General features: G+C 41.8%; 7 protein-coding genes, 1 rRNA gene and 1 other RNA gene. All 9 read left to right on the forward strand.

From position 1 onward, the window contains the following. Window positions 1-226 precede the first annotated feature (226 nt). Window positions 227-1,405: a multidrug effflux MFS transporter gene (locus J2Z48_RS10740; protein WP_307253370.1), complete on the forward strand. Its 1,179-nt coding sequence runs from the start codon at window positions 227-229 to the stop codon at window positions 1,403-1,405. A 438-nt stretch (window positions 1,406-1,843) separates the two neighbouring features. Further along, complete coding sequence (locus J2Z48_RS10745) at window positions 1,844-6,124, forward strand: PolC-type DNA polymerase III (protein ID WP_307253372.1); 4,281 nt, start codon at window positions 1,844-1,846, stop codon at window positions 6,122-6,124. A gap of 71 nt (window positions 6,125-6,195) precedes the next feature. Next, window positions 6,196-6,462: signal recognition particle sRNA large type (ffs, locus tag J2Z48_RS10750), an RNA gene on the forward strand. 257 nt (window positions 6,463-6,719) lie between these two features. After that, window positions 6,720-7,847 carry a two-component system sensor histidine kinase NtrB gene (locus J2Z48_RS10755; protein WP_307253374.1) on the forward strand — a complete coding sequence of 376 codons (1,128 nt, stop codon included), beginning with the start codon at window positions 6,720-6,722 and terminating at the stop codon, window positions 7,845-7,847. Window positions 7,848-7,942: 95 nt separating this feature from the next. Further along, entirely contained in the window at window positions 7,943-9,688 is a 1,746-nt protein-coding gene (dnaX, locus tag J2Z48_RS10760; protein WP_307253376.1) for a DNA polymerase III subunit gamma/tau, read from the forward strand. Between the two features lie 25 nt (window positions 9,689-9,713). Next, window positions 9,714-10,025, forward strand: coding sequence for a YbaB/EbfC family nucleoid-associated protein (locus J2Z48_RS10765; RefSeq protein ID WP_131850028.1), 312 nt, complete (start codon window positions 9,714-9,716; stop codon window positions 10,023-10,025). Between the two features lie 25 nt (window positions 10,026-10,050). Then, the gene (gene recR / locus J2Z48_RS10770) at window positions 10,051-10,647 is read left to right on the forward strand and encodes a recombination mediator RecR (RefSeq protein WP_131850027.1); all 597 of its coding nucleotides are present in this window, start codon (window positions 10,051-10,053) and stop codon (window positions 10,645-10,647) included. 106 nt (window positions 10,648-10,753) lie between these two features. After that, window positions 10,754-11,023 (forward strand): pro-sigmaK processing inhibitor BofA family protein, encoded by a 270-nt coding sequence (locus tag J2Z48_RS10775; RefSeq protein ID WP_307253381.1) that lies wholly within the window; start codon window positions 10,754-10,756, stop codon window positions 11,021-11,023. 166 nt (window positions 11,024-11,189) lie between these two features. After that, window positions 11,190-11,367: ribosomal RNA gene (locus tag J2Z48_RS10780) — 16S ribosomal RNA — on the forward strand; the annotation flags it as partial.

Consider the following 11,367-nt stretch of genomic DNA (forward strand, 5'->3'; position numbering starts at 1 on the left):
CTGTTGTACGTCTTCCGGCGTACCGTGGGTTCAAATCCCACCCTCTCTGCCATAATTATCAGCAAGGAAGTCGTCTTTTGACGGCTTTTTTCTGTTTAAAGTAACAGGGAGATGAAAGGAAGTGAACTCATGGGTGATGTAGAAAAAATGAAACTCATGAAACCACCAATTCCCAAGCTACGATGTTTTTCTGTCAAACCTATGATTATCTAGGAGTGGATTATATTTGAAGAAAAACATCGAAAACAAAACACCTGGCTTATTATTACTGATTGTATTAGTAGGCTTTCCACAAATTAGTGAAACCATCTTTAGTCCATCATTACCTTCTATCGCAGAAGCGTTTGGAACTTCTATGAGTGATGCACAGCTTGTGATGAGTGTATACTTTATCGCTTTTGCTTTCGGAGTATTTTTCTTTGGGCGTTTATCCGATAAAATTGGTCGTCGCAAGGCAATGCTTTATGGGCTACTTTTATATTTTGTTGGTAATATACTTTGTTTAGTAGCAAATGAAATGGCGGTTTTATTAGTAGCACGCTTAATTCAAGCGTTTGGTGCTAGTGTTGGCTCTGTCGTAACACAAACGATTTTACGCGAAAGCTTTTATGGCGTTGAACGTCATAAGCTGTTTGCTCAAGTTTCGGCTGCCCTTGCCTTCACACCTGCCATTGGTCCGTTAATCGGTGGCTTTACGGATTATTATTTTGGCTTTAAAGTCGTCTTCTTGGTACTAGTCGGTATGAGTGTTATGGTGTTTGGCTATGCGTTTTTACGTTTACCTGAAACAGCGCTTGCTACAATCGAAAAGAAACCTTTGCTCCCGATAGTAAAGCGTATGATTACAAATGCTCGTCTCTGGTGCTATGGCGTATTAATTGGCGGTATTAACGGTGTATTATTTAGTTACTATACCGAAGCACCGTTTATTTTTACGAAATACTTTAGACTAACAAGTGCGATGTATGGTTTTTTAGGAATTATCGTTGCGCTTGCTTCTATTGCAGGCGCGATGTTATCTAAGCGACTTGTTAACCACACAAAACCTGAGAAGATTATTGTACGCGGTTTAGCTATTATGCTTATCGGTACATTGCTTGCTACATCAGTACATTTTTTACCGATTTCACTTCAAATGCTGGTCATGATTGTTAGTGTGTTTATTATTCTATTTGGTACAGGAACTGCTTTGCCAAACTGTTTAAGCTTAGCACTCATTGACTTTCAAGATGCGATTGGTACTGCAAGTGCTATATTTAGTTTAGGCTATTATCTATTAGTCAGTGCCATAACTTATGGAATGAGCATTTTTCATAATGGAACAGTCCTTGCGATGCCACTATATTTTTTGGCATTAGGGGTTGTTATGCTGCTAGCAAGTCTACCCTTACTTTATAAAAAATGAACGATCGTGATGGTTGAGCTTCAGTAAGGTTTAAGAATAAGTCATCCCCCTTTGGCGGCTTCTTTTTTGTTTCTATGTTTGGGATTTGTGCAGTGAAGAAGAGATACTATTCCTACAAAGGAGTAGTATCTCTTTTTATGTTATATCTCTGCCAGTTGGTCACATTCGGTACATCGATATCCACCGTTATCAGTGCGGATTATGTTGCCGCCACAATGGTCACAGGAATCCCAGAGAATAGGTTGGATCATATAAAAACCCTCCTTATTAGCTGTATTCCTTACTTTATTTATATAATATTTATTTTTTTCTGACTAGTTATATGTTGTAAGTTTTTGTGTTGTTTTTGTTCGTTATGTAAATTGTTGGATGTTGGAAGGACTTCTGGATTCCTTGTAGAAGATGATGGGATTGTGACATATAAAAGGAGCTATACATATGTTTGATCCAATGAAAAACTTATTTGAGGATGCTAAGTTACCTTGGAGCTGGTACGAAGTGTATCGAGAAGGCAGGATTTTGAAGGTGGAGGTAGTTCTCTGTCAGAATTCGTGGGGGATTCATTTCGAGATGCCTACCTTCCTTCCGATTGATAGAACAGATGAGATGGAGAAGAGACTTCAGGAATTTTATAGGCCCGTATGCGTTCATACCTACTACGCCTATTCCCATATTAATCATTCGACCGCCCTCACCCAGTCAAAAATATGGATTCAAAAACAAATTGAAGAAAATCATACGAGGTCTGCGAGCAACTGGCTAGCACAGGCAGAGTGGAGATTTGATGGAAAGAAGATCGATATTTTATTTCCACATCCAACAATGAAACAGTTAGCAGAGCGTGTTCGCGTGGACTCTCTTATATCGAAATATTACGAACAACTAACAAGGGTTTGTCTCCCTGTTGTCCTTCTGGCTGATATGCCACTTGAGGAACATAAACAAGAGTTTGTTCAGAAAAAGATCGAAACAGAGAAGGCGATTGTAGAGCAAACGTTGAAAGAACAAGCTGTTTTGATAGAGCAGAGCAAAGTAAGTGGATCTACTGACGAGGGACCAAAAGAGATAAAAATAGGTACAGTTATTCACGACTCCCCCGTACCGATTCGCGAAATTCAAGAGGAGGAGAAGAGAGTTACCATTCAAGGCAAAGTATTTCAGGTTGAGTCAAAAGAGTTGAGAACAGGAAAAGTTTTATTTACGTTTTTCCTAACCGATTATACGGATTCCCTAGCTGTTAAGTATTTTGCCGAAAAAGAAAATATGGGTATTGTTCAACAGATCAAGGTAGGGACATGGTTAAAATGTCGGGGATCAGTGAGAGAGGATACGTTTTCCCGTGAGTTGGCCATGATTGTGCATGATTTTATAGAGGTGCAAGTTACAACTAGAAAAGATACATCAGGTGAAAATCGGGTGGAGTTACACGCTCACACCTCACTATCTGCGATGGACGGGTTAACCAGTCCTGCTGATCTCATTAAAACAGCGTCTCAGTGGGGATATAAGGCTATTGCTATTACCGATCATGGGGTGGTTCAAGCATTTCCAAAGGCGTATGAAGCAGCGAAAGAAAAAGGTATGAAGCTCATTTATGGGATGGAAGCTAATATTGTTTCTGATGGAGTTCCGGTTGTGATACATCCAAGAGAGACTGAGTTAGCTGAGGAGACATATGTGGTATTTGACGTAGAGACGACAGGGCTTTCGGCTGTACACGATACGATCATCGAGCTAGCGGCGGTGAAGATTCAAAATGGCTTAGTTGTAGAACAATTTTCCGAGTTTGCGAATCCACATCGACCTTTGACGGATACGATTAGAAATCTGACCCATATTACAGATGAGATGTTAGTAGACGCACCTGAAATCGATGATGTGGTCGGGAGATTTGTAGAGTTTATCGGGAACGCTGTATTGGTTGCTCATAATGCTCGTTTTGATATGGGATTCCTACAACAAGTGGTAAAGCGGATGAATTACCCTCGTATTGAAAATCCAGTGTTGGATACGCTGGAGTTAGCTCGCTTCTTGTATCCTTCATTGAAAAACCATCGATTAAATACGATATCGAAATATCTAGGGGCAAGATTGGAACAACACCACCGTGCAATTTATGATGCGGAGGCAACCGGAACAGTTCTCTGGAAAATGGTACAGGAAGCGATAAAACGGGGAATGCTCCGTTTGCCGGATTTAAATCAAAATCTAGAATGCTTTGATGTGAAAAAGAGCCGTCCGTATCATGTGATCTTGTTGGCTAAAAATGAAATCGGACTTTACCATCTCTACAAGCTTGTAACGCTATCTCATTTGGAATATTTTTACCGTGTTCCTAGAATTCCACGAAGTAAGTTAGAAGAATATCGCGAAGGCTTGTTGATCGGTTCAGGTTGTGAGCAAGGTGAGTTGTATGAGCATGCACTTAACAAGGCACCGGAGGAAGTAGAAGAAATAGCAAAATTCTATGACTACTTGGAAGTTCAGCCGATTGAGGTAAATCAGCATTTGGTAGAAAAGGGACTAGTGGAAAGTACAGATCGATTAAAGGAGGCTAATCGCCTGATCGTGCGGCTAGGTGAAAAGCTTGGCAAACCGGTGGTTGCTACTTCAAACGCTCACTATATCCAGCCTGAGGAGGCGGTTCATCGGACTATCTTGCATATGAGCCAACCAGGTAAACCTGTCTCCACGTCTCCAGCATATTTGCGAACAACAGATGAAATGCTACAAGATTTCTCTTATTTAGGAGACGAAAAAGCCAGAGAGATCGTTTTGACCAATCCGCAAAAGGTAGCAGAGCAAGTGGAGTCATTTCAACCGTTTCCAGACGATTTGTTTGCCCCAAAACTCGAGGGAGCAGAAGAAGAATTGCGTGAGTCATGCTATCTACAGGCGAAAGAGTGGTATGGGGATCCGTTACCTGAAGTAGTGTCATCTCGCCTAGAGAGGGAGCTTGATTCCATTATCGGGAACGAATTTGCTGTGATCTACATCATTGCGCGGAGACTGGTTATGAAGTCTAACGAGGATGGATATCTGGTAGGATCTCGGGGATCGGTTGGGTCGTCTTTGGTAGCCACACTCAGTTCTATTACGGAGGTAAATCCACTGCAACCGCACTATCGATGTCCGAGTTGCCGGTACAGCGAGTTTTTTACAGATGGTTCTTATGAAACAGGCTATGATTTACCAGATCAAAACTGTCCAAAGTGTAATGCCTCTTTATACAAAGATGGACAGGATATCCCGTTTGAAACATTCCTTGGCTTCGAAGGGGATAAAACGCCTGATATCGATCTCAACTTCTCGGGTGAGTATCAACATCGAATCCATGCTTTTACCGAGGAATGGCTCGGGAAATCGAGTGTATTCCGAGCAGGGACCATTGGTACAGTGCAAGATAAAATGGCGTATGGATATGCTCGTAAGTATGCTGAACAAAAGGGGCTTACCCCGCGGAATGCCGAAATCCAGCGATTAGCAAGTGGGTGTGTAGGAGTTAAAAAAACAACGGGCCAACATCCAGGTGGATTAATGGTTGTACCGCAAGATAGCGATGTATTGAAGTTTACCCCTGTCCAATATCCAGCTGATGACTCCGAGGCGAATGCACCGACTACGCACTTTGGCTATAAAGCGATTGAAGGTCGCTTGTTGAAACTAGACTTACTGGCTCATCAAGACCCTACGACTCTGCGAATGTTACAAGATACGTCGGGAATAGATCCCGTTCGGTTGCCATTGGACAACAGAGAAGTACTTAGCATTTTTAATCGAACAGAAGCGTTGGGGATCAGTCCAGAAGATATTGGTGGGCTTACTGTAGGAACATTGGGGATTCCGGAGTTTGGAACGGGGTTTGTCAGACAAATGTTAGAGGATACTCGTCCGGCTACTTTTTCAGAACTGGTACGAATTTCAGGACTTTCCCATGGAACAGACGTATGGTTAGGGAATGCCCATGAACTAGTCAAAAAAGGACATAAGCTCTCCGAGACGATTTGTACCCGAGATGAGATTATGAGTTACTTGATGTATAAAGGGTTGGCTCCTAAAGTTGCCTTCGATATTATGGAAAAAGTGCGAAAAGGGAAAGGTCTCTCACCAGAGTTTGAAGCAGAGATGCGTAAAAATAGTGTACCTGAGTGGTATATCGATTCCTGTAAAAAGATCAAGTATATGTTTCCGCGAGCGCATGCATGTGCGTATGTGACGATGGCAGTGCGAATTGCTTGGTACAAAGTACATATGCCGATCCATTATTACGCTGCTTTTTTTTACAGGCTCTTATCCTCCTTTGATTTAGAAAATATTATAAAAGGAGAGAGTCAGGTTCGAAAAACGATTCTAGATATTAAAGAGAAAGAGAAAAATTACTCAGCTTCACCGAAAGAAAGATCCTCTATTACAGCACTCGAGTTGGCGCAAGAGTTCTATGCGAGAGGATTCAAATTTAAACCAATTGATCTCTACCAATCTCATGCATCTCGATTTATGATCGATGGAGATTTCCTTATTCCTCCGTTTGCTACCATCCCGGGGTTGGGTTCGAATGTAGCACAAAACATGGCTGGATCCCGAAAAAATGGAGAATTTTTATCCATTGATGACTTCCAAAAGAGAACGAAAGCAAGTGGAACTGTTGTGGAATCATTGAAAGGGTATGGTTGCTTGATCGACTTACCAGAAAGCAACCAATTAACACTTGCGTTTTAGAGTCTTTGCCACTGGGAATCCTCATCGCCTGCGTTGCCTTGTATATTGGTTCTGTGTTATAGTAACTATTACCGTGCTAGGTGGGGAGGTAGCGGTGCCCTGTAACCCGCAATCCGCTGTAGCGGGGCTGAATTCCAATCCGAGGCTTTATTCAGTTTATAGCAGGTCTATCAGTCTTGTGTTGAAGATTGGGTCCTACGCAACGAGCACTTCTGAACCGTGTCAGATCCGGAAGGAAGCAGCACTAAGGGAGATCGTTCGTGTGCCGTAGGGTGGCCTGATCCGAGCAAGAATGATAGGTGCCGTATAGGTTGTTTGAGTCAGAGATTGGTGCACGGCTACATACGAGAGTAAAGTCAACTTCATGATGGAGTTGACTTTTTTAGTTTTAGGGGGAGAGGAATCCGGACTAACTTATCTTAACTCAATTTTAATAAAATATATTTTACCAAAAGAAGGAAGTTAGAAGTTAGAAGCGAATTAGTGAAGTAAATACTTGAAAATGGTAGGGATGCGATAGGGATTCCTTCCATTCAATCCCGGAGGATCTGAGATGCCATGGTCTTGAGGCGAGTTATAGTGTGGTGGAAAAGGTATGGTTAAAACGGATCGACAAACATTAGTGAGTACGAATAGTCCGAGGGCATACCAGTTACGGACTCTATTGCCAAACTACAACATGGAGCGTCCTGAACAGATTTTGTTATCAAAGATGGGAATTGGATATCTTTATTTAGATGAATATCTGATTTTTCGTGAAATGAACCGTTGTGCGGAACGTTTTTTGGGAGTTACAGCCAAAACGCTTCTTGACCGACAGTGGTTTGTTATTTGTAATTTACGACCGATGGATCGAAACAACCTCAGAGCTTTGTACGACTTCTTTGAAGATTTACAAGTGGAAAAACAAATGGAAATCAAGTGGACGGTTAAGGGGTGTGATCGATATCTGCTATTTAAATCGGTTCCTCTTGAATGCGGAAGCAAGAACGATTTTTATGTAACCATCGAAGATATAACAGTACCCAAAATGTTGGAAGCGAACATCAAGCAAATGGATCGATTATCACATTTGGGACTGATTGCATCTAATACCGCCCACGACTTAAAAAATGCTTTCACTTGCTTTAAGGGATTTCTCCAGATGGAAAAAGCAAATGAGGGTGGTAGCAAATCGGAGCAATGGCATCAGTACCTAGAGTTTATACAAAATTCACTAGAAAAGTTTTCGAGCTTTGCTAAAGTGGAGCAGCAAAACCATTTAGAATTAATCTATCCACAAAAGCCTCTTCAAGATACCGTTCGATTTTTACAAGGTCATGCTTCAAACAAAGGAATTCATCTTTATTTTGAGGATCAAGATCGAGAAATTCCTCCTGTTGTTGCAAATGAACTTGAGCTTCGGCATGTGATTATGAACCTCTGCATAAATGCGATGGAAGCATCTAAGCAGGGCGGAGAGGTGATAGTGGAGCTGGATTACGATTCTGAAAAAGGGAATGTTAAGATTCATGTAAAGGATGAAGGGTGCGGAATCCCTAAAGTAAATCTTTCTAGAATCTTTGATCTTTACTACACAACGAAGAAAAACGGTACTGGAGTTGGATTATATAACTGTAGAAAATTAATTGACAGCTTTCAAGGTACCATCTTTGTAGAATCAAGTGCTATGGGTACTATTTTTACGGTTTCCCTTCCAGCGAAGAAAGCCCACTCTTTTTAGTGGGTTTTCTTTTTGGTGTTTGCCGCTCGATATAGTATCATAAAAGAAGCAGATAAGAATGAAATATGAATTTGAATCGATATGGAGTGTTTTCAATGTCCTATCGCGCTTTATACAGAGTATGGAGATCCCAACGTTTTGAAGATCTGGTAGGACAAGAGCATGTGACTCGAACGCTTCAAAATGCGATTGTGGAGCAACAGCTATCCCATGCTTATTTATTTAGTGGTCCTAGAGGAACTGGTAAAACAAGTGCAGCGAAAATTTTTGCCAAGGCGATAAATTGTGAAAGAGGCCCTGCGGCAGAGCCATGTAATCATTGTGAAATTTGTCGTCAAATTACAGATGGTTCTTCGATGGATGTGTTTGAGATGGATGCCGCATCGAATCGAGGGGTAGATGAGATACGTGATCTACGGGATAAAGTAAAGTACGCGCCCACTGAATCTAGATATAAAGTGTACATCATTGATGAAGTACACATGTTGACGACAGAAGCATTTAATGCCCTATTGAAAACACTGGAGGAGCCACCGCCTCACGTGATTTTTATCCTAGCAACAACAGAGCCGCATAAACTACTTGCCACCATTATCTCGCGTTGCCAGCGATTTTCCTTCCGGCGGATATCCTTTGAAGTGATCGTGAAACGTTTACAGCTGATCTGTGACACGAACCAGATTCGATATGAAGATCAAGCATTATTCACCTTAGCCCGTACGGCTGATGGCGGAATGCGTGATGCCTTGAGCTTATTAGATCAAACGATTGCATTTGGCGGAGAAATCCTCACCGAAGAAGTTGTAAGATCAGTGCTTGGAATTGTCAGTAAAGAGATGATGTACGAGCTAATTCAACGGATACATGAGCGGAATCCAAGTCTCATCCTCCAGTTGTTGGATCAGCTTTCGGCAGAAGGAAACGAACCTGATCGCATTCTCTATGACTTGGTTTATACATGTCGTGATTTGTTACTCATACAAACAGCGCCCAAAGTAGCAAAGTTGCAAGGAGTAGATCAAAATGGACCTACCGAGAAATTAGCAACGAAAATCACAGCTACCCAGCTACAAGTAATCCTCGACTCTCTGCTTCAGGACCAACCTCATTTGAAGCATGTAAGCAACCCGAGGATTTTTCTAGAAATGTCCCTACTCAGAGCCATGAATGGCGGCGCCAGTTCTGAACGAGATACTGGACCTCCCTCACAGGAAATCCAATTGTTACATCAAAAAATAGAACAATTGGAGAAAATAGTAGACAGATTGGTTCAACCGTCCCATGATCAAACGCAAGCTATAGTGAAGCGGGATTCCCCATCAATTGAAGTGGAACCGAGAAAACCCCCTCCGAGGGCTACTGTTCAACGAGGTAAAAAGTTGTCTTCGCAACTACTTGAAAAAACATCGCCAAACGCTTTGCAAATGGTTCAACAATCATGGAGCGATATTTTGCATAAAGTGCGTAACGAACGGGTAACCGTGCATGCATGGCTAGTCAATGGGGAACCTGTTGCTGCGACGGATCAAGTGGTCATACTAGCTTTTAAAACCGAGATTCATTGTGAAACAACTGAACGACAACCGAATCGAGGCATTATCGAGCAAGTGATTTCTCAAACCCTGCAACATACCTATCAAATTCAAACAGTCATGTGGAGTGACTGGGAGTTAGTCCAGCCACAAGAGGAGCAAAAAAGCTCTTCTGAAATAGTGGAGGATCGTGTAGTATCTAAGAGACAGGAATCCCCTAAACAAGTGGATTCAGTTAAGGGTTCATCTATTGTGGATCAAGCAATCACTATATTTGGGAAAGATCTAGTCCAGATTAAAAAGGACTAGTTTTATAAAAGAAAGGATGATTTGAATGCGTAATATGAATCAAATGATGAAGCAAGTTAAGAAAATGCAACAAGAGATGGCAAAAGCTCAGGAAGAATTAGAAAACAAAGAGGTAGTCGGAACAGCTGGCGGCGGAGTAGTGAAAGTGACGATGACGGGTCACAAACAACTTCGTGGAATTGAAATTGCCCCTGAAGTAATTGATCCAGATGATGCAGAAATGCTTCAAGATTTAATTACAGCTGCTTTCAATGAAGCATTAAAACAAGTGGAAGAACTAGTAAATAAAGATATGGGTAAATTTACAGGCGGAATGAATATCCCAGGATTGTTTTAGAGAAACAGGATAGAGGTGTCGCTTGGTGTATGTACCTGAACCAATCTCGAAACTGATTGAGAGTTTTGTTCGTTTGCCAGGGATTGGTCCGAAGTCGGCTCAACGTTTGGCGATGTTTGTCCTTAGGATGGAAGAAGAAGATGTGATGGATTTTGCTAAGGCACTGGTGCGTGCTAAGCGGGATTTGCGTACCTGCTCGGTTTGTGGAAATATCACCGATCAAGATCCTTGTTATATTTGTAGTGATTCCAAGCGAGATCGGAGCACGATCTGTGTGGTTCAAGATACGAGAGATTTGATGGCAATGGAGCGAACGAGGGAGTTTAACGGTTTGTACCATGTGTTACACGGCGCAATCTCCCCTATCGAAGGTATTGGTCCAGAACAGTTAAAGATACCGGATCTCCTGAGAAGACTGGGAGATGAAACGGTTAAGGAATTGATTCTTGCCACCAATCCCAATATCGAGGGTGAGGCAACTGCTATGTATCTCTCGAAATTAGTTCGTTCATTTGGATTAAAAGTAACTCGGATTGCTCATGGATTACCCGTGGGTGGAGATTTGGAGTACGCAGATGAAGTTACATTAACAAAAGCATTGGAAGGAAGAAGAGAACTATAGTTATATAGAAGAAGAGCAGCTGATTATGTCGGTTGCTCTTTCTTTTTGCATATGTTGGAGGTTGTGATCATAGAATGAGAACAAAAATGGATAAGGGTGACAAGCTATGGAGCTTATTAAATGGTGGATGTTAGCTGGAGTTCTAGGAATTGTTTTGTTTATGGTTGTAAGCAGATCAGTCGTAAAACCCCTACGATGGATGTGGAGAGGTGTTATGTATTCAGTGATTGGTGGTGTTGTGCTACTTGTAGTAAACTGGATTGGAACATTTTTTGGATTCACCATAGCCATTAATCCAATTACAGCTACAATTACAGGTGCTTTGGGGCTTCCAGGTTTAGCTTATTTAATAGCAGTACAGTTTTTTTTGATCTAAACCTATATTTTTTAAAATAGCTGTTGACTCCTTTTTTAGGACATGATATATTATTACATGTCGCCGCGATATGGTGGCACAAACAAAAAGCAAGTGTTCCTTGAAAACTAAAGAGTGAATGAACCAAGACCTGTTAATTACTTTAAATTGAGCTTAGCTCAAACTTTCAATGGAGAGTTTGATCCTGGCTCAGGACGAACGCTGGCGGCGTGCCTAATACATGCAAGTCGAGCGAGGAGCTTCGGCTCTTAGCGGCGAACGGGTGAGTAACACGTGGGCAACCTGCCCGTAAGACTGGGATAACTTCGGGAAACCGGAGCTAATACTGGATAATCTTGATCTTC

Source organism: Croceifilum oryzae (genome assembly GCF_030814315.1).
GTDB classification, from domain to species: Bacteria; Bacillota; Bacilli; order Thermoactinomycetales; family Thermoactinomycetaceae; genus Baia; species Baia oryzae.

Bases quoted from the DNA above. Each gene is read 5' to 3' on its own strand.
- J2Z48_RS10755 (WP_307253374.1), top strand. From the start codon at position 6,720: ATGGTTAAAACGGATCGACAAACATTAGTGAGTACGAATAGTCCGAGG.
- J2Z48_RS10765 (WP_131850028.1), top strand. From the start codon at position 9,714: ATGCGTAATATGAATCAAATGATGAAGCAAGTTAAGAAAATGCAACAA.
- J2Z48_RS10775 (WP_307253381.1), top strand. From the start codon at position 10,754: ATGGAGCTTATTAAATGGTGGATGTTAGCTGGAGTTCTAGGAATTGTT.
- J2Z48_RS10745 (WP_307253372.1), top strand. From the start codon at position 1,844: ATGTTTGATCCAATGAAAAACTTATTTGAGGATGCTAAGTTACCTTGG.
- dnaX (WP_307253376.1), top strand. From the start codon at position 7,943: ATGTCCTATCGCGCTTTATACAGAGTATGGAGATCCCAACGTTTTGAA.